We start from the raw sequence: 19,347 nt of genomic DNA, 5'->3' as shown, positions 1-19,347 counted from the left end.
ATAGTTTAGGGCAGGTAAAGCATAGCCTCCTGCAATCAGACCTATCTCCTCAGTATATCTAGTCTCACTTGGATAATGTGCCGTAGGCTCGCCGCGCATTAGGTATCGAGTGACGAAAGCATGAGTAAATTATCACCTGTCGACGTCGCTAAGATGTCTCCCTCCGAGTTTGCCAGTTATGTGTTGGAAGCGGCAGCAGGGGAGCGCATGGTTTACATGAGAAAGCCGCAAGGTGAATACACTCCCTTGAAACGAGAAGCTTTGGACCTCTATGAAGCCGGCTTTATTCTTCTCACGCAAAGACGTTGCGAGAGACCAAACGAAAAACTCTTCGAGTATATCGCGACAAGAACGAAGAAGCCGAAAACTCTAGCTGCCCAGTAACATGCTAGGTAACCACTTGGGGTTCATCATGACGTTGATACGCGAAGGCTTCATTCGTAGTGGAGAGATGGGTTGAAATTCTCTTCGGTTTTCGGTTTTTCGTTGGTGACCATCATGGCCGCACAAGTCGCATTCGCGTCTTGCAACGGGAACAACCCACCGACAATCACATCCATTAGTCCCTCATCTGGCTTGATAACAGGCGGCACTGTTGTGACAATTTCGGGCACCTCGCTTGGCTGTGTAACTGTGAGTTTTGATAACGTTGCTGCGACCAATGTTTCCGCGAGCTTTGGCACTGTGACGGCAACAAGCCCAGCGGGGCGGCAAGGTGTGGTGTCTTTGAAGCTTACCAACCCCAATGTAGGGGCAAATGCCAATGCATTTGATGCGTCTGAGTTTACTTACATCATGACACCAACGGCCCCGATGTCCGTAGTTGCAACCCCAGAGCCCTACCAAGTTTCTTTGGCATTCGCCGCGCCATCGAACGATGGAAGTGCTCAGGTCACTGATTATGAATACCAGCTTGATGATGGGGTGTGGGTGAGTGCCTCAAGAGCGATGAGCCCTATTGTGATTAGCGGTCTATCAAGTGGAACCAACTACTCCATCAAATTGCGTGCCGTGAATGCTGCGGGAAAAGGAGCAGCGTCAGCCGCGTTGCAGGTTGCAACAAGTTCAGTCGCGGCAGCCTCGGCGACGATCATTCAGTCTGACGTTGCTCGTGTGACCCGTGGTGCGATCAATGCGAACAACAAAATGGTCTCGCAGGGTCTCGGCCGATTTATCGCCGACCGTGAGCGCGGCATTCCCCTTGCTGAGTCAGTGTCTTCAAGTGGCATGAGTTCTTTCAGAATTGAGCCAAATATTGTGCCGATCAACGATGGTGATGGACTTAGCCTTAATGGTGTCTTTGGTGGAAGCACCTCTGACGGCACGTTTCGCCGTGTGACCTTTGGTGAGTTCGATGTCCAGCACGAGCCTGGCTCGGGCACGACCTTGAACTTCAATACACGCTTGGCATGGGAACGGGCCGCTGGTGATGATGCTATGCTTGCCTACTTCGTTGGTGCTGAGTTTAATAACTCGACGATCTCGAGCACTTATACTGGCACCCAGAGCCGTTACGGCGTATCCGCTGGTCTATATGGTGTTAAAGCGCTGGGTCAGAACCTCTATGCTGCTGGTTACGGCTCCTTTGGTTTGGCACGGAATAACCTGAACATCACCGATGGAACCACTGACATTTCTGGCAGCTACAATACCCTTGGCTTTGGCCTTGGTGCTCAGATCAGTGGCTCTATTGATCAGGCGTCTTACAAAATCCGTCCGTCTGTCAGCTTGAACTTCATGCAGACTTGGGTCGGTGTTGTGGCGCTAAGCTCAACTGCTGCTGGTGCAACATCCTCCATCACTACATCTGTCGGTAACACAAATACACTTGAATTACTTGCGACGCCCGAGTTCCTCTTTCCTATTTCGCTTGGAAGCTCTGGCGAGGCTCCGGTTACGGCTTCTTTTGCTCCTCGCCTCATTTGTGAGCGCAACTATGGTGCGGGCGCCGTGACCAAGAACTGCGGTGCAGGTGCTCAGCTTGGCCTCAACCAAGCGTCGATTGATGGTTCAACCAATCTCAATGCGAGCGTCCGTCTGGATCGCATCGGGGGTGTCAATCGTCGCGGTCTGAACCTTCAGGCAGAATTACGCTTCTGAACCTTTCTCCAGTGTAACGAGTAACAGGGCGGCCTTCGGGTCGCCCTTTTTTGCGTCAAATGGAACAATTGCTCTAAGTGGGGGCGAGGCCAACTGGGCTAAATAGAAACCGATTGCGCAATCGAGGCTGACGTTGTTTTTGGTGAGTATATTTAGGTGGTTGGTGTCTATGTTGTTCCTTATTTTCTTTCTATCCCTCTTGGTCTTTTGTGCCGCACTGCTTGTCCCGGGCCTTGATGACCTCCTATTGATCGGTTTTCCGAGCGTAGTTGCGAGCCTGTTGCTGCTCCTAAAGCGGTTCAGCGGCTATGGCGTCTCGCTTTTTTCCCAAAAACGCTGGATCATCTTGGATGGCTCGAACATCATGCATTGGAAGGGTGGGGATCCTGACCTTGCGACTGTCCAGGAAACGATAGAGTTTTTGACCGCAGAGGGTTATGCGCCTTGCGTCGTGTTCGACGCCAATGTCGGCTACAAGTTTTGTGGCCGTTACCAAGGTGAGGCAGAACTTGCCGCGATGTTGAGTTTACCGGTTGCCCGCGTGATGGTTGTCCCAAAGGCGACGCCCGCTGATCAGGTCATACTCGCTGCAGCTCGGGACCAGAAGGCCAAGATCGTGACCAACGATCGCTTCCGAGACTGGATTGACCAGTATCCAGAAGTAACAGTTGAGGGTCATCTCGTGCGCGGTGGCTATCGCGCTGGGCGACTTTGGTTGAACTTTGCGCTGACCAATAAGGTGATAGGTGCGCCAAGTGCGGCCAATCTCTGACGACGCACTAGCAAGCCGGGGAAATATTAGTTCGCATACAAACCGGCGTGTCGCTTCCGGCCCTAAGCGGACTTTGAAGAAGTTATTCTATGCTGCACTGCGGTATCGTTTGCACAGCATAGAGGCCACCTAATTAAACAACCCGATTGCACTTATTTCTCCGTGCTGGTTGCGATATACAATTCCAAGATGATTAGAAGCGGTGTTTCGGGCGGGCGTGTATGGATTTTAGTAAAATAAATGACTTCGGGCGAGGTCAAACGGACTCATTTGAGGACTTGCTGAAAGTTCTAGCAAGGCGAGAAAAGGTTGATGATGCCGTCGAATTTCAACCTAACGACGGGCGAGGCGGTGACGGCGGGGTCGAAGCTTTGTGGCTGCTCAATGACGGTTCGAAGGTCGGATACCAATCCAAGTTCTTCAGCAGCCTAGAAGATGCCCAGTGGCGACAGATGGACAAATCTGTGACGCAGGCTCTCGCCACACATCCTGAACTGGTCAAATACATCTTCGCGTTGCCCTTTGATCTGACGCCCAATCGCGGGCCCAAGGCGAGAGGTAAATCTCAGCAGAAGAAATGGGATGACCACGTAGCCAAATGGAAAGCCGATGCCGCCAAGCTTTCGATCACTCTGGAGTTCGAACTTTGGGGTATGACGGCACTCGCCGATAAGCTTATGGCAGAGGGCAATGGACCGCTTTGCGAACACTGGTTTGGCGAACAGGTCTTGGACAATCGTTGGTTCCAGAACCAAGTTTCATCAGCCACTTTGAAACTGGATGATCGTTTCAACCCGGATGACCATGTGGAAGTGAGCATAGAAGACTTGTTTGACGCGATTGTACGTGGTCCTGAAACGAGGCGAACACTGAACGACGCCATTGACGGTCTGACGAAGAACCGGGTGCCAAATATCGAATTTACCACGACTGAAATTGTTCCAGATCAGGACCTCTTACAGGAGATGCAAACAGACTGGGAGACGCTGACATCATCTAAGCCCATGGTTCAATTCACCCCTGGGACAATTTGGACCTGGGCAGTGTTGGTTGATGTGGCCAGCCGGTTAAGTTCGAACACGTCAAAGGTTCAACGACTTTTCTATTCAATCGACAAGGAAGCTCAGAATGAAGCGGACAAACGCAAGGTAGAAGTTGTTTCCCACTCCCTAAGGGAGCTTAGCTCGGCAGTGTACGAAATCCGAGACACTCTTGCCGGTAAAGGTCTCATTGCCGAAGCCCAACAATGCGCTCTCGTTTTGGGAGAGGCGGGGTCAGGAAAATCTCACGTGCTCGGTCAAATCGCATCCAAGAGGGTGGAGCAGGATTTACCGACGGTATTGGTGTTGGGCCACGACTTTGGTGACGCTCCTTTCTGGACCCAGCTTGGACAACTTCTGGGGATTAACGGCAACTCCGCTGTTGAGATTTTAGGACTGCTCAATGCCGTAGGGGAGCGTCTGGGTGCACGAACGCTAATTCTAATCGATGCCATCAATGAAGGCGTCGGAGCTCATTACTGGAAGCACTGGCTGCCGACTGTCGTTGCTTCGATCCAGTCATATCCGTACTTGGCCGCTGTTGTCTCCTGCCGTGATGTATACGCGGATTACGCGATACCCAAAGCCCTCCAAGAGAGCTTGCCTATGTATCGTATCCAAGGATTTCATACTCCGGAAGAAAGGGAGCGGGCAGCGATCCAATACCTGGACAAGAAGGGCATATCTCGCCCCAATACACCATGGTTATCTCCAGAGTTTTCTAACCCACTATTCTTGAAGAGCACTAGCGAAGCCCTTGCAGCCAAGGGAGCAACAGAGTTCCCACGCGGCCTGAATGGTGTATCGCAACTAATGGCGTTGTATCTGGATAGTTTCAGCACTCGGATGGGTGTGCCAACCGCGACATCAGATGAAATCTCAAGGTCTCTAAAGCGCCTAGTCAGTGCCATTTCATTGCAAATGGCAGACGATGGTCAGGACTTCCTCGCAGTTGATCGAGCGAACGAAATCATTGCCAATATCATCGGCAATCGATCTGCTCCGGAAGGAAAGACCTGGCTGGATGTCTTCATTCAGACCAACCTCTTTCGTCGTGATCCTCCGCCGTACAGCGAGGACGACAACCCACTTTTTCCACCAGCGGACCTGGTGAGATTTTCGTTCCAACGATTCCAAGACTATCTGATGGCGGACGCGCTTGTGAACAAAGTCTTGGCACTGAGTTCGGACGATGATCCTAGCAGCGCGTTCGCCCCATCTGGACCACTAGGTTTTTTGTTTTACGAAAACGATGTTGGTAAATGTGTGCGCCATCAGTTCGCGGGTTTGGTGGCCGCGCTATCAACGATCTATCCAGAACGTGTAGGGACTGAATTCGTTTTGTCACTTCCCAATTGGGAAAAGCACTGGTTACAAGACCACCCGTTCCAACCTGCGTTTGCAGAGAGCTTCAAGTGGCGTCAGATCGATGCTTTCAGCGATGATACTCGAACGCTCCTGAATGGCTTGGACTCGGGTTACGTGGAAACTCTTGAACTTCTTCTAGAAGTATCGATGACGAGCGGTCATCCGTACAATGCCCATCGGCTCCACGATTGTTTGAAGAGACTCCCTCTCGCGAAACGCGACAGCTATTGGACGCAATGGATCAACTATTCTTCCAGAGAGGAACTTAGCCAAATTGACCGCATCGTTTCGTGGTCGCTTTCGGCGGCTGACGAAAATTCAGACCCACGGCATGTGGATCTCGCTGCAATCGTTCTGACTTGGTCGCTTTCCTCGTCACATATGACACTGCGTGATCGGGCGACAAAGGCCCTGACATCTGTGTTCTTGAGGCATGGTGGCGTATTTGAAACTCTGTTGCAAAAAATGCAGGACTGTGACGACCCATATATTATAGAAAGACTTTATGCTGCGGCCTTTGGAGCGTGTTGCAACGATCCCGAAGCTGGCCGACTAAGCAGCTACTCGCAACTCGTTTACGACGCAGCTTTCGCATCGGGTAAACCGCCTGTTGCCTTGCTAACGAGAGACTACGCACTTGGGATCATCGAGCTTGCAGAATTTCATGGTTCGACAGGATCATCTGTTGAATTAAACCGATGCTATCATCCCTTTTCAACCGAACCTCCGCTGTTCGGATTGACTGAAGGTGAAGTTGAAAGCACTGCGAAGGCCAGTGGTGATGAGAAGATTTTCCGCTCAGCAGGTTCTGAGTGGGGTGACTATGGAAAACACAGCATTCCTCGCCGTGTGCGGGACTTCCTGACCACACCACTGTCTGAACCCGCACCAAAGTCCAAGGCTGAACTGAAGCAAATCTGCTACGACGAAATCGTTGCGGGTCATCAAGATCGTGTAGATGCTTTGGAAGCGTATGAGGAAGCTACACGCTTTCCAGTCGAATTCGTTATTCGTGTCGTTCCATCCGGAGAGTTTTTAGATGAGTCAGAACCCGAACGTTCGGAAGAAGAAAATCATCGCGATGCGCTGCGAACCAGTTTTGAAGACCTGCTAACAGATGATGACCGTCGAAAGATGTCCGAGGTCTATTTCAGAGATGGCTTGAGCAACGAAGACTATGAGCGTGTAAACATCCAACAATGCCGTTGGTGGATCGTCAAACGCGCATACGAACTAGGTTGGACCAAGGAACTCTTTCCAAGAGATGGACACGGCGGCGGGTATTCTCGGCATCACAATGATCTTGAACGAATTGGTAAGAAGTACCAACGCATTGCTCTTGACGAACTCCAGGCCCGACTAGCCGACAACTATTGGTCGATCCAAGGATGGAACTCGGGGCCCGCACTTTATAGGCATAGCCACCATGATTTTCGCCGCAACTTGGAACCCACGGTCTTGCCTAACAACCCGTGTTTGGAAAAGTATCTACGGGAAGCTGACGCATGGATCATCGAACCCAGAATAGAGATTCCGGAGGTTTCTGAGGTTGAGCTATTGGATTGGCCCATGCAACATGATCCTGCGGCATCGGCGGTTGATATCATTCGCCGACACAGTCCCGATGGGCGTGATTGGCTTGTGCTTTATGACCATGTGCATGATCGGGACACATATGAGGAGACTGGCCGCTTCAGTCACAACTTGAGAATAGAGGAATTCCGTTTCTTTCAATGTGTGCTGGTACCCAGAGGTAAAGCCGAGAATTTAGCCGTTCACCTGCAACAACAACAAGAAATCGACGTATGGAGCTTCAAGCCAACAGAGTATGTAGACGGGCCATACATCGGGGAAGCCTTCTGGCGCGATACTTGGGAGACCACAAAGTTTACGGATGACATTTGGAAGACGCCAGATGATTGTCCCATCGCCATTCCCGTCGCGAGCTACCAATGGGAAAGCCACTTGGACAAAACACTGCCTGACGGTCTCTCGACCTATTTGCCGCAACGTTGGTTCGCTGAAGAACTCGGGTTGGTGAAAAGATCAGAGGACTTTCGAAGCTGGATGCGCGAAAGCGGTGAGGAAGTGTTCAGGGTTTTCATGGGCGGGGAGGATCACCAATCGGGTGTGGTCATTGATGCGAACGTTTTCGACGAATATCTAGCGGCGCATGAACTGGAAGCGATTTGGCTGTTCATTGCAGAACGAAGTGCGTGGCCGAACGGCGACAACGAACAGGCTAGTCGTCCAAGGTTTGAAGCAGCCATTTGGCGGGATGAGAAGGGCTGGAAATCACTCAAATGGGTGCGGGACACTTAGGAAAAAAACTGGCACCCAATATCGTCTCGTCTCTTTCCTTTTCTCTTGCAGCAAATGTCCGCAATCCGCCGATTTGGTTTATCGGCATTACAGTTAAGGAGGGGGCACAGAGCCCGAAGTTGCCTCTCGTGGCTTGGCAGTCCAACAGCATATCCGGGCCGCTTGCCAAGGCGGTCTAGCTCTTTCTGGTTCCTACGGCCCATGCGATCGCGACCGTGTCTTCGAGTTTGACGCCCAGGTATCAGACTGTACTGTCCATCTTGATGTGGCCGAGCAGGCGCTGAACAACATGCTGGTTGCCGGTCTTCCGGTCGATCTGCGCCACCTTGGTTCGCCGCATTGCATGAGTGCCATATGCTCTCGGTTCCAGATCGACTGATTTGACCCACTACCACACCAGACGCGCGTATTGCCATGTCGAGATATTAAGCCGCTTGCGGAAACGACTTGGCTAGAGATATTCGGACCCAATCATCAGCGGCTCGTCCATCCACCACATGAGAGACTTCCGCATGCCTTCTGCGATCCCGCCGCGGGCGGCCTAACTTGAGTAGCGATGCTTTACCCCTTCGGCCAATTATGTCGGCCAACCGCCTGATCTGTGCAAATCTTCAATCAAGCTTTCAACCTCTGCTAGCACTGTAGTCAAAGCTGGATCGCCCAGCATCCGTCTGTGGTGGCTCACCCCCACGGTGCGAAGGTAGCGCGGTGCCAACGGGATCGCAGTAACTTGGCTATTGAGCAATTCACTCGCAAATGCGCTCTGTGCAAACACACCAAAACCAATTCCAGAACTCACCAATTTTACCAGTTGATGACCGGCGTCTATCTCGTACAAGATATCAAGCTTTAACCCGAGTGCCTCAACCTGTCTTTCTAAGTCGGACCGTAGAGCATGCCTTGTAGACGTCACAATTAGCGGTAATTCTGGAATTCTGCTGACGGGATATGGGCAGGGGAAGCCAACCATCTTTTTGGTTTCGCCAATCAACATCATTTCTTCTTGCATTATAGGTCGTGTGATTACGGTATCCGTATCTTGACAGTTGAAAGTAATTGCAATGTCGAGATCGCCGGTCCCGACCCAGTCATATAAATAGCCCGACATCGCCTCGACAATTCGAAGGGACACGTTTGGAAACCTTGTGGACAGCCTGTGTAGCAATGGCTGTGTCATTACCACAGACACAGATGGAGGTAAGCCGATCGAAACTTCGCCGGAGGGTTCGAAACCAATCTGATGTAGTTCAATCTGAAGTTTTCCTAGAACACCGAATACTTCGTAGACCTTTGGCAAGAGGTAACGGCCTGTTTCTGTCAGTTTTACACCACGAGGCAAGCGTTCGAAAAGTTGTTGTCCAAGATCGTTTTCGAGCCGACGTATGGATGCTGAGAGGGCAGGTTGCGCTACGCCCAGCACTGAAGCGGCAGCCGTAATCGATCCCTCCTCCGCTACAGTCATGAAAGCTCGGAGACGGACAAGATCGAACTGGTGAGCGATTTGTGTCATAATCTATACAATAATTCTTATGTCGATAGATGCAATCCATATGAGATTATTTTGCCATATGGATTTATACGCAGACTCAGTTTTAGGGAGGAACACATGAAACGTTTTGCACTCATGGCAGCTACCGCAGCGTGCGCAGTAATCGCCGGCGCGGCTTATGCCGCTGACTATACAATCACCGTCACCCTCGACACGAGCCCTCAGCATGTTCGAAATGTCTGGCTGAGAGATTTTGCACAAGCAATTGAAGAAAAGTCAGAAGGGCGCCTCGAGCTCGAGATTTTTGAAGCGGCAGCAAAATACAAAGATAGTGAAGCGGCCGCGGCAGTTGCGCAGGGCGCAATAGATATGGCTATTCCTCAGTATCAGCTGATCTCTCGCTTTGTCCCCGAAGCAGATTTAGAGCAGCTACCCATGTTTTATGGGTTAGATCGGGAGCAGATTTATGCCGTCGTTGACGGTGAAGTCGGTGATACTTTGCATAGAATGATCGAAGAAAAACTCGGAGTGACTGTTTTGGGCCGCCCGATTGACCTCGGCTTTGGGACTGTATTCTCGACTGACATCGAACTTTCTGAGCCATCAGACCTTGCTGGGCTTAAAGTGCGCGTGCCAGGAGGACCTGCAACGGTGCAGCGCTACGAGAATATGGGCGCAGTTCCTGTTCAGATCTCTTGGCCTGATGTGCCGCAAGCTCTTCAAACTGGAACGATTTCATCTCTTTGGTCTACCCAAGAATCTGTAGCGTCTGCAAAACTATGGGATGCGGGCGTAAGGTACGCAATGGAAGACCGTCAGGCCATTGTTCAGTATGTTCCTTTGATCAGTCAACGCGCACTCGACAAACTACCTGCGGATCTAAGTGCATTGCTGGCAGATACTTGGGACGAGATGGTTGATGCCCAACGTGATTTTGCAGCTGAGCGTCAGCAGAAAGCTCGCGAGCTGAATGCAGAGAACGGCATCATGACGTCTGATCCAGATGCTGAGGCACTGGGAGTAATGCGTCAGCAGTTGATGGCAGGTCAGCCTGCACTGGTAGAGGAATTGGGTATCGATCCTGCTTTCATCGACCAGATTACTGCCGTTATCGGCGACTGATTAGGCGGTTGTTGAAATGAAGTCCCTTCTTGTCGGGCTGGAGACCGGGGCAACCGGTCTCCTCGCCCTTGCAGCCGCAATATTGACAGTAAGTGAGTCTGTATTGCGGTTCGTCGCGCCAACAAATCTCCCTGATTGGGGTGCAGAGGTCACTGTCTATTTTATCGGTTGGTCCGTTATGCTGAGTGCGAGCCGTCTGATCCGTGACAGAATGCATGTCTCTGTTGAATTGTTGGCCGATCGGCTCCCACAACGTGGCCAAGTCGCATTGCAGCTATTTGCGTGCCTCTTCGGCGTAGCCGTTGCAGGATGTATCGCTTGGGCCGGTTGGCTAATGGTTGATTTCGCGATTTTGCTAGGCGAACGATCTGACAGCTCGATCCGTTTTCCCATGTGGGCCTATTACGCGGCTATCCCAATCGGCTTTGGCCTAACTGCAGCGACGTACCTATGGCAACTCATGTTGATCGTGAGCGGAAGGGAGAGCTAAACATGTTACTGACTTCTGTCTTAATTTTATTCTTCATTCTACTACTTGTTGGTGTGCCAATTTACCTTGTGCTTTCCGGACTGGCAGTATTGGTCTGGGTGGTCGAAGGTGCACCACTAGTTTCGCTTGGGCAACAATACGCTAACCACCTGAATTCTTACACACTCGTCGCCGTGCCTTTGTTTGTTATTGCTGCGACGTTTATGCAGCGAGGAGGTGTCGCTCGTGCCTTGATTGACATGGCGTCAGCCTGGGTCGGACGTACACGCGGTGCGCTTGGTATTGTTTGCATTCTCGCCACTTCGCTCTTTGCAGCAATTTCGGGATCGTCAGTCGCAACTGCACTAGCTATTGGCGCTGTACTTATCCCGGCTATGAAGGAACGTGGCTATCCAATCACGTTCGCGACCGGTACAATTGGCGCAGGTGGCACGCTCGGTATTCTTATTCCACCGTCTCTTGCGATGCTGATCTACGGTATTATCGTCGATGAGTCTGTGCCTCGCTTATTCCTTGCAGGAGTAATCCCAGGGCTCATCCAGGCGGGGCTGCTTATGGCCTACGTTCGGTACTACGCAGTCAGTAACGATTTGCCGGTAGAGAACCCGATGGATCGTGGTGAGTTTGTGCGGGCCAACCTCAACGCTTTACCAGCATTGTTAGTTCCTACGATTATTCTTGGCGGTATTTACTCGGGTCTCGTTACGATCTCTGAGGCTGCTGGTCTCTCGGCAATAGTTGCCTTGATCGTGTCGCTGACATTTTATCGAGAAATTGGATTGCGCGACGTTCTGCCCATCCTTGCTGATGGTGTACGTCAGACTGGTGTAATTATTTTCATCGTTTTGGCAGCGGTGACGTTTGCTCACTGGCTAACGGGTGCTGGCGTGACACGTGCCCTGGTAGAGCTGATCGAGCGGATGGACTTGACAGCATTGCAGTTTTTAATTGCGGCCAATCTCATCATGTTCATCCTTGGCATGTTCCTTGAGGTAATCTCGGTAATTCTAATTTTTGTACCGCTGATCGTTCCGGTTCTATTGCGGCTAGATATCGACCCTATCCACTTCGGTGTAATTCTTGTCGTTAATATGGAAATAGCACTGCTAACACCCCCAGTCGGTCTTAACCTTTTCGTCCTCAAATCTGTAGCTGATACGGGCATAGATAAGGTTATTCGAGGGGTGATCCCTTACATTGGCCTCATGCTGGTTTTGCTGGTTTTCATCACTTTGGTGCCGGCCGCCTCTACTTGGCTCCCCGACCTAGTGTTTGGCTCAAGATAGGAAATCGTCATGCCTATTGCTCAAATTATCGTCGCACCGCGTATCGTAGCAGCCCTCGCGACAGACGCAGACAAAATCATGAACAGCCTTAAGTTGGCACTTGTCGAAGGTCTTTCGACCGATGAAAGGCTCGTGCAAATAACAATTACGGCGGCGCTCTGTGCGCCTGTGGGTTGCGAGATTTTGTGTCTCGTTCACCATAGAGCTGCGGAAGGCCGCACCGAGGCGGTCCGTGCAGCTACCGCCCAAAACCTTCACAATTTATTGCATGAAAGCCTTAACGGCACGGTGCGAGTCCGATTGATCGCAGTAGATCAGTCTCAGATCGCTGCTTTCGACAGTCAGGAAACCCTGTAATGAAAATGAGTGCGATTTCTCTACGCGATATCCGATCGTTCCATGTTGGTGGTGCGGCAGTCGAACTCACTGGGCAGCCTTCTCAAGACGTCAGAGTCTCCCCTGACGCAGCTCCTCGAACTGTGGACTTGAACGGGCACTATATTAGCGGACAACTCTACGCACAGCATTTTATGCTAGAGAACCGAGGCAGTGAAGTTCCAATCCTCTTTTGGCACGGTGGTGCGATGACAGGGGTGACGTGGGAAACAACGCCAGATGACCGTGCGGGCTGGTCACAGTTCTTCCTTCGTAAAGGATACGATGTTGTGGTGTCTGATGCCGTCGAAAGGGGGCGTTCCTCTTGGTCGCCCTATCCGCAAATCTACGATAGCGCACCCCTCTTTCGGACGGCCGAGGATGCCTGGTATCTGTTCCGAATGGGTGAAGCGAAGGATTTTGGTCAGAGACGACCCTATTTGGGCCAGCGTTTCCCAATCGAGAGCTTTGATCAACTCTGCGCTCAGTTTGTGCCACGTTGGACAACCAATGCTGAAGCAAGCATTTCTGCTTATATGCATCTGATTTCGCGATTTGAGCGCGTTATCGTAGTTGCCCATTCTCAAGGTGGTTGGTTTGCTCAAACCTTGGCTGCACGTTTGCCTGAGCGGATTGCTGCAGTGGTACTGCTAGAGCCTGCAGGTGCACCTAATCTGAGTAAAGATGATCTCATAAAAGCTGCCCACGTGCCGCACTATTACATTTGGGGAGATAATTGTGACAGCCACAATGCCTGGAAGACCTATAAGTCTGACGCTATACTGCATTCGGAGACATTGCGTGATTTAGGTGGGTATGTGGAGGTCATGGATTTGCCTAAATACGGCATTTATGGAAACTCTCACATGCCGATGATGGACAATAATTCTGACGAAATTGCGACAATGGTTGCTGATTGGTTGCGCAGAGATATCCATTGAGCATGTACCAAGTATAGACTACGCATCGAGCCAAGCTTATAAACACGTCTCCGTATCGCTCCAACTCGACGGCTTCGCAGCTGTCACAGCCAACATCGAAAAAGATGCGGGCGATGCAGAACAGGCCAAGTGATGTAAATGCTGTAAGCGGTCATTGGCTCTAAGCGTAGCGAATGACCGCTTACAGCCGATGCTGTTGAAAAAGTCTTTGTTGCAGCGCGGCAAGTCCTTTGATTCACTCGAATATGAGGGGATTGGAGGATTTCGTCATGATGGGCACCCATACGGCACCGGCGCAGCTGTTCTATGACTTCGATCTGGAGCGTCATGTTCCATCTGGTCATATGCTTCGTGAGATCGACAGGTTTCTCGACGTGGATGGAATGCGGGAGGCTCTTCGCCCCTTCTACAGCCACCTTGGGCGTCCCTCGATTGATCCAGAGCTGATCATCCGCATGTTGGTGATCGGTTACGTCATGGGCATCCGATCGGAACGTCGCCTCTGCGACGAGGTCCATCTGAACCTCGCCTATCGGTGGTTCTGTCGGCTGGGCATGGAGGGGAAGGTCGTGGATCATTCTACGTTCTCTCGGTATCGCCATGGCAAGTTTCGCGAAAGCAACCTGCTGCGACAGGTGTTCGAAGCCACGGCTGAACGGTGCCTGAGGGAGGACTTAGTTTCTAGCGAGGGCTTTGCCGTGGATGCCAGCCTGATCTCCGCTGACGCCAACAAGGCTCGGTCAATCGCAGCCGAGGACTGGAGCCCTGAGGTCGCGCGCGAGGCTGGCAACCGAGCGGCGCGGGAATATCTGGACACGCTGGATGATGCCGCATTCGGCGCCGCGTCACCGACCCAGCCGAAGTTCGTGGCCAAGTCCGACCCGGCGGCGCAATGGACCCGCGCCGAGGAAAGTCGCCCCTATTTTGCTTACGCCACCAACTACCTGATCGACACCAAAAGCTCGGTAATCATGGATGTTGAGGCGACGCGAGCCATTCGCCAGGCCGAAGTCGGGGCGTCGCGCACGATGCTCGACAGAACCGAAAAACGGTTCGGGATCAGACCAGATTGGCTGGCTGCCGACACTGCCTATGGCAACGCCGAGAACCTCGGATGGCTGGTTGAGCAGCGCAGCATCATCCCATTTATACCTGTCATCGACAAATCAGAACGGACCGATGGCACCTGGTCTAGGTCCGACTTCGAATGGGACGAGGCGAATGATCAATACATCTGCCCCGAGGGTCAGGCCCTCAAGCAATATCGCCGGAACTACTCCGATCCGAACCGGGGTCAGGACACCGGCGGACGGAAGAAATATCGCGCCTTGAAGGCGACATGTCAGACCTGTCCATCCAAGGACATCTGCTGCCCGAAAGCGGAGGCCCGATACGTCACCCGTGAACCCCACGAGGAAGCACGCGAGTTCGCCCGCGAATGTCGCAAGACTAAAGCCTACAAGGTATCCCGAGACAAGCGGAAGAAAGTAGAGATGCTCTTCGCACGTCTGAAGCGCATTCTGAACCTCACGCGGCTCAGGCTTAGTGAACCAAACAGCGCAAAGGACGAATTCCTTCTCGCCGCCATCGCCCAGAACCTCCGAAAGCTCGCAAAGCTGCGGCCTCAGTGCGCCAACTCGGAGGCCACAGCATGATCTAAGTGGCCAGATAGTCGCCGCGAGGCGGCACGGCGGACGATTGTCCGAACCAAGCGTCGAGACACAAGTCTAAGCGCAGCTCAAAATGCGTTCTCAGGCCGACTTTTTCAACAAAATCCGCCATTTTTCTACAGCTTCATTTGCTCAGGCTGCCTGCTGATTGGGCGATAAGACGGCATTCGTTATGCATCTGCACTTTTGGGTAAATGTAAAATTGGATGTTCGTGTGCCGCTTGAAGGAAAGTGAGAAAGTTTACAATTTATCCCAAAACTGCCGAGCGACGGGGCTCATTTGTCGATCGGGGGCGTGAATCTTAATAAGGTGCCGTTTCGCTTGATCGTTGGCGGGGCAAAGAAACATTAAATCTGGTTCTGTGATCATCGCACTTTTGGGGAGGATCGTCGCACCAATCCTATTTCTCACAAACGCCAAGAGAGCCGTCGTGTTCTTGGCTTCTAGGTTGCACTCGAGAAGTATTGCCTGAACTTCTGGTGCTTTTACGATCGAGCAAAGTGGGTTTGCGATGAAGAGTTCAAGCGCTAGAACGTCCCAGGTCTGCCGGCCTTCTGACCATGCTGCTGAGATGGCTGACTCTTTGTGGCAAACGATTCCTAATTCGTCCGTGAGGATTATTTCGCCGTCGTGACCTGTGTCTGTTTCTGACGAGATAATCCCAATGTCAGCTTCATCTAATTGAACTCGCCTCACGACCGAAGCGGTATCAACGTCACTGATTTCCAGTCTCACATCCGGTCTGTGTTTTCTAAACGAAGTCACTACGTTCGGTAAGAGCGTTACGGTGGCTGATGGCACCGCTGCGATCCGGATCAACCCTGCGGTTGACATTGCATGACGACGAATAGCTTCGGTGCTGCGCACAAACGCCTCGTTCGCTCTTCGGCTTTCCGCTAGGACCAGTGCGCCAAGTGGGGTGAGTTTGTTTTTTCGATCGGTTTCAAAGAGACGGTCGCCAATGTTGTCTTCGAGCTGCGACAGCATTATTGAAATCGCAGAGGGCGTTCGCCCCAGCTTTGCTGCGGCCAAAGAAAGTGACCCTTGTTCTGCGACAGTTTGAAAAACGCGCAGCATCTCTAGCTTCAGTGCCATCCAGTGTTCCTGAAAAAATATTCAAAACTTCAAGATTGATTGAAGTTAATCGTGCTGCCAATTCCAACGCAAGTGGAAATAGAGGGGTTCTTTCTGTGCTATGCCTACCCACTCTGGACCACCCGAAGCTAGAGTTTTCGAGCCTTGTGTTACGCCAACTGGTGCGGGTTTGGTTATCGCACGACGCGCACGGCTTTCATTTCTCGCTTGCGATGCATCACCATCCTCAGCGCAGCCCTTAGTTGGTCAGTTAACCATGGCAGCGCCGTCCACGATCATCATCGGGCAGCCGCGCGAGCAGGCTTCTATCCGTGCGTTCACCCCATAAAGGCGGCGGATCAGGACGGGTGTCAGCACCTCAAGCGTTTGGCCGGACGCGATGATGTCTCCGTCTGCCACGGCGACGGTCTGCGTGCAGCAACGCATCACTTGGTTCAGATCGTGCAGCGCGAGTATGGCGACTGCGCTAGTCTCGGTCACGTAGTCGCGCAGCCTGGCCAGAACCTCGTGCTGGCGGAATAGATCAAGTGCCGAGGTCGGTTCGTCCATCAAGAGCACCTTTGGTCGCGTCACAAGCGTTTGCGCGATCGACACCAGTTGCCGTTGACCGCCAGACAGGTCGGTTAAGCTCTTGCTGGCAAGGTCGGCAATCCGTAAACGGGTCAGCACTTCGTCAACAGCAAGCAATTCGGCGGCGGAAAGGCTCCAACCTCCTGTGCCCTGTTTTAGCGAGAGGATGATACTTTCATATACGGTGAGCGCTGCGTCCATTCCGGTCTCCTGCGGCATATATCGCAGGTCTCGCTGTTTTGCGCCTTCGATCTGAACGCTTCCTCTGCCGCGCAGTTGTCCTGCGATCCTTCGGAACAAGGTTGATTTGCCAGCGGCATTTGGGCCGACCAGCGCAGTGAGGGCGCCGCCCCGTATCACGGGCATATTCGCGCGGGCATAGATAACTTTTGATCCATAGCGGGCTTCGACGTCCTTAAGAGCAAGCGTTACCATGAGCGGCGTCCTTGGGTCAGGATGAGGGTGGCAAAGAAGGGCACGCCGACCAATGCCGTAATAATTCCGATGGGCAGCACTGCGCCGGGCAGGATGGCTTTGGAGAGCACTGACGTCGCCGATAAGATCAGCGCGCCCGATAGGATGGAGCCTGGCAGAAAGAACCGTTGATCTTCGCCTAACAAAAGCCGCGCGATGTGAGGGCCTACAATGCCAATAAATCCGATGGTGCCAACAAAGGATACAGGAACGGCTGCGAGCAGCGAGACAAGTAATAGCGTTTCCAGCCGGATGCGGCGGACGGGCACGCCCATGGCCGCTGCGCGGGTCTCGCCCAGCCGGATTGCCGTGAGCGACCAGGCACGTCGGGCGAAGAGAGGGGTGCAGATCAGCAGAATGCATGCGGTTGCTGCGACCTTGCCCCAAGTTGCTTTGGTCAGACTGCCCATCGTCCAGAATACGACGGCCGCAAGTGTTTGCTCGGAAGCAAAGTATTGCAGTAATGCGAGCGCTGCATTGAAGGTGAACACCAGAGCGATACCCAGAAGCACGATGGTTTCGACCGTGACGCCGCGCATGCTGGACAGGACGAAAATCGATAGCGCTGCGAGCATCGCCATGGCGAAGGCATTGATCGGGACCATGATGGAAAGCGCTGCCGGAACAAGTGCGACGCCCAGCACCATCGCTACCGCCGCGCCAAAACTGGCAGCGGCGGATAGTCCCAGTGTGAAGGGGCTGGCAAGGGGGTTCGCCAGAATGGTCTGCATCTGCGCTCCGGCAAGCGACAAACATGCTCCGACAGTGACCGCCAGCAGCGCCATCGGCATGCGGATATCCCAAATGACGACGCGGATCTGTATATCGGCCTGTGACGGGAACATGAGTGTTCGGATGACGTCAGCCAGCGGATAGCGCGCTGGTCCAATCGATACGTCAATCGCAACGGACAAGAGCAGCGCTGCGCACAGGATGGACAGCACGATAGTCCGTCGAGCCACCAGTTTGCGGTAGGAAAAGCCCGTGGCGGGCACTGTTGCGGTTAGATCGGTCATGACACCCCCTGTGGGCAAGGCAGGGCGCAAAGCGCCCCGCACCGTTTTAGTTCAAAGAAACCCAGTAGCCTTCGCGATATGGCACCGGTAGGAAGCGGTCGTGCAGTTCGCGCAGGGTCGCTTCGGGGTCCAGATCGGCAAACAGCTCGGGGTGGATCCACTTGGCCAGCCGCTGCACGGCAACAAAGCTGTAGGGGTTGTTGTAGAACTGGTGCCAGATTGCGTGGACGTTGCCGGTTTCGACGGCTTTGATGCCGGTAAAGGCCGGACGATCTGTCAGCGCGGCCAGCTTGGCGCGGGCTGCGTCCATATCAGCACCCGGCGCGACACCAACCCATGCACCGCCAGGAACATAGGCTTCCCAGTTGCCGCCAGTTACGACGACGATATCGGGGTTCGAGGCGATGATCTGTTCTGCGTTCACCGTGCCGAAAGTGCCAGGAATGAACGGAGTTGCCATGTTGGTGCCGCCGGCGATCTCGACCATCTCGCCGAAGTTCGCATTGCCAAAGGACATGCAGCAATCCTCTGCATAGCCGCCCGCGCGTTCAACGAAAACTAAAGGGCGCGCCAGATCTGGCTGTGCCGCAATTACGTCTGTGACACGCGCGACCTGCTCGTTGAAAAAGGCGTTGAATTCAGCGGCACGCTCTTCTTCACCATAGAGCGCACCGATGATTTCCATTGACTGAGTTGTGTGGGCAAAGGGATCTTCGCGGAAGTCCACATAGACGATTGGAATACCGACGGCGGCAAGTTTCTCCTCGTAACCTGCTTCGTCGGTCGCGGCCTTGGATTCGAGGTTAAGGATCATCACGTCCGGGTTCAGCGACACGGCCTGTTCGATGTCAAAGGTGCCCTCTTTGAAACCACCGAATGCGGGCAGATCTTTGATTTGCGGGAACTTTTCTGCATAGGCGGCAAAGCTGTCGGGATCAGCTTTGATGAAATCGTCGCGCCAGCCAACAACACGCTGGAACGGATTTTCCGCTTCCAGAACGGCAGTAAAGAATGACTGGCGGCCTTCGCCCAGGATTACGCGCTGGACCGGCGTTTCGATTTGCACTTCGCGGCCTGCGACATCGGTGATGGTGACTGTTTCGGCGAAGGCGGGCAGGGCGATTATGGTCATTGCGCCAAGGTAAAGCGGTTTCAAGAAGGTGTTCATTTTGTCCTCGTTGGTTGATTTGGAGCGTTTTCAACAAACCATACAAAA

Annotated in this window: 15 protein-coding genes; 10 read left to right on the top strand and 5 right to left on the bottom strand. The window is 52.8% G+C overall.

The features are described from left to right. The first annotated feature begins 120 nt into the window (after window positions 1-120). From QQG91_RS08860 to QQG91_RS08845, 4 genes are all read left to right on the top strand, one after another. Window positions 121-384 carry a hypothetical protein gene (locus QQG91_RS08860; protein WP_285769865.1) on the top strand — a complete coding sequence of 88 codons (264 nt, stop codon included), beginning with the start codon at window positions 121-123 and terminating at the stop codon, window positions 382-384. A 72-nt stretch (window positions 385-456) separates the two neighbouring features. Beyond that, entirely contained in the window at window positions 457-2,100 is a 1,644-nt protein-coding gene (locus QQG91_RS08855) for an IPT/TIG domain-containing protein (protein ID WP_285769864.1), read from the top strand. 169 nt (window positions 2,101-2,269) lie between these two features. Then, complete coding sequence (locus QQG91_RS08850) at window positions 2,270-2,872, top strand: NYN domain-containing protein (protein ID WP_285769863.1); 603 nt, start codon at window positions 2,270-2,272, stop codon at window positions 2,870-2,872. 221 nt (window positions 2,873-3,093) lie between these two features. Then, on the top strand, window positions 3,094-7,602 hold the full coding sequence (locus tag QQG91_RS08845) for an NACHT domain-containing protein (protein WP_285769862.1): 4,509 nt from the start codon (window positions 3,094-3,096) through the stop codon (window positions 7,600-7,602). Between the two features lie 577 nt (window positions 7,603-8,179). Here QQG91_RS08845 and QQG91_RS08835 read toward each other — a convergent pair. Then, window positions 8,180-9,112, bottom strand: a complete 933-nt coding sequence (locus tag QQG91_RS08835) for a LysR family transcriptional regulator (protein ID WP_285769861.1) — start codon at window positions 9,110-9,112, stop codon at window positions 8,180-8,182. Window positions 9,113-9,208: 96 nt separating this feature from the next. Between QQG91_RS08835 and dctP the strand changes: the two genes are divergently transcribed. From dctP to QQG91_RS08810, 6 genes are all read left to right on the top strand, one after another. After that, the gene (dctP, locus tag QQG91_RS08830) at window positions 9,209-10,213 is read left to right on the top strand and encodes a TRAP transporter substrate-binding protein DctP (protein ID WP_285769860.1); all 1,005 of its coding nucleotides are present in this window, start codon (window positions 9,209-9,211) and stop codon (window positions 10,211-10,213) included. 16 nt (window positions 10,214-10,229) lie between these two features. Further along, complete coding sequence (locus tag QQG91_RS15555) at window positions 10,230-10,703, top strand: TRAP transporter small permease (RefSeq protein WP_352232094.1); 474 nt, start codon at window positions 10,230-10,232, stop codon at window positions 10,701-10,703. A 2-nt stretch (window positions 10,704-10,705) separates the two neighbouring features. Next, window positions 10,706-11,989, top strand: coding sequence for a TRAP transporter large permease (locus QQG91_RS08825; protein WP_285769859.1), 1,284 nt, complete (start codon window positions 10,706-10,708; stop codon window positions 11,987-11,989). A 9-nt stretch (window positions 11,990-11,998) separates the two neighbouring features. After that, window positions 11,999-12,346, top strand: coding sequence for a hypothetical protein (locus QQG91_RS08820; protein ID WP_285769858.1), 348 nt, complete (start codon window positions 11,999-12,001; stop codon window positions 12,344-12,346). Continuing rightward, the gene (locus QQG91_RS08815; RefSeq protein ID WP_285769857.1) at window positions 12,346-13,305 is read left to right on the top strand and encodes an alpha/beta hydrolase; all 960 of its coding nucleotides are present in this window, start codon (window positions 12,346-12,348) and stop codon (window positions 13,303-13,305) included. Before QQG91_RS08820 ends, QQG91_RS08815 begins: the two co-directional genes overlap by 1 nt. Before the next feature lie 269 nt (window positions 13,306-13,574). Further along, window positions 13,575-14,960 (top strand): IS1182 family transposase, encoded by a 1,386-nt coding sequence (locus QQG91_RS08810; RefSeq protein ID WP_285769856.1) that lies wholly within the window; start codon window positions 13,575-13,577, stop codon window positions 14,958-14,960. Between the two features lie 256 nt (window positions 14,961-15,216). On the opposite strand, the gene QQG91_RS08805 is transcribed toward QQG91_RS08810, so the two are convergent. The 4 genes from QQG91_RS08805 to QQG91_RS08790 all read right to left on the bottom strand — a co-directional run bounded on the left by QQG91_RS08805 (window position 15,217) and on the right by QQG91_RS08790 (window position 19,299). Further along, window positions 15,217-16,071, bottom strand: a complete 855-nt coding sequence (locus QQG91_RS08805) for a LysR family transcriptional regulator (RefSeq protein WP_285769855.1) — start codon at window positions 16,069-16,071, stop codon at window positions 15,217-15,219. Between the two features lie 246 nt (window positions 16,072-16,317). Next, on the bottom strand, window positions 16,318-17,076 hold the full coding sequence (locus tag QQG91_RS08800; protein WP_285769854.1) for an ABC transporter ATP-binding protein: 759 nt from the start codon (window positions 17,074-17,076) through the stop codon (window positions 16,318-16,320). Beyond that, window positions 17,070-18,131, bottom strand: a complete 1,062-nt coding sequence (locus QQG91_RS08795) for a FecCD family ABC transporter permease (RefSeq protein WP_285769853.1) — start codon at window positions 18,129-18,131, stop codon at window positions 17,070-17,072. Before QQG91_RS08795 ends, QQG91_RS08800 begins: the two co-directional genes overlap by 7 nt. A 46-nt stretch (window positions 18,132-18,177) precedes the next feature. After that, on the bottom strand, window positions 18,178-19,299 hold the full coding sequence (locus QQG91_RS08790) for an ABC transporter substrate-binding protein (RefSeq protein ID WP_285769852.1): 1,122 nt from the start codon (window positions 19,297-19,299) through the stop codon (window positions 18,178-18,180). Between the last annotated feature and the right edge of the window lie 48 nt (window positions 19,300-19,347).

Source organism: Marivivens sp. LCG002, from assembly GCF_030264275.1.
Classification (GTDB): domain Bacteria; phylum Pseudomonadota; class Alphaproteobacteria; order Rhodobacterales; family Rhodobacteraceae; genus Marivivens.
Note: the sequence above shows the minus strand (reverse complement) of the source record. Positions and strands in the feature narration are given on the sequence as shown.